Here is a 514-nt window from a genome sequence, read left to right as displayed (position 1 = left end):
GATGCAAAAATTGCATACATGCTTTTAAAAGATAAACTAGAATTTTCAATTAAAAATGAATGGATTGATGAAGACAATTATATCTACTTCAAATACTCAAATATTGCTTTAATGCAAATCTTTAATTACTCAGAAAAAACAGTAATAAAAATAAAAAAGAACTTGAAAGTGTTGATTTGCTTCATTTTTTTTAGTTTTAGGGTTATAGCCCATTCGTTTTTGATAAAGTAAATCAACACTTTCAAGTTCTTTTTTTAAGGTAGCTCGGTTCGATCATCTTCATTTCGTGGACCTTCCCGCGGTGAGTGACCGTAGAACCGAAACCATGACGCCGCGTGTCAAAGGAATCTTGAAAGCATTGCTCGACTGTGGTTTCGCGTCCGCTAGTTCTGCATCTGCCGCCCGTATGAAGACTTCCTCGGTCGGCGGAGATCCGAGCAGAACCTCTTCCGCCTTGTGGGCGCGCCAGGGACGGTGCGCCACGCCTCCGAGAGCGATTCGGGCTCCGGTGACA

The 514-nt window shown here is 41.8% G+C and carries 1 protein-coding gene and 1 pseudogene; one reads left to right on the top strand and one right to left on the bottom strand.

Features of this window, described 5'->3' with window-relative positions:
- Positions 1-9 precede the first annotated feature (9 nt).
- Positions 10-231, top strand: a complete 222-nt coding sequence (locus P3G66_RS32005; protein WP_346349180.1) for a replication initiator protein A — start codon at positions 10-12, stop codon at positions 229-231.
- A gap of 48 nt (positions 232-279) precedes the next feature.
- On the opposite strand, the pseudogene P3G66_RS31915 reads toward P3G66_RS32005, so the two are convergent.
- Positions 280-514 (bottom strand): annotated as a pseudogene (locus P3G66_RS31915) (xanthine dehydrogenase family protein subunit M); the annotation flags it as partial.

The organism is Rhodococcus sp. C3V (assembly GCF_029269915.1).
GTDB classification, from domain to species: domain Bacteria; phylum Actinomycetota; class Actinomycetes; order Mycobacteriales; family Mycobacteriaceae; genus Rhodococcus_F; species Rhodococcus_F qingshengii.
The sequence above is the reverse complement of the archived record's forward strand: the minus strand, read 5'-3'. Positions and strand labels throughout refer to the sequence as shown.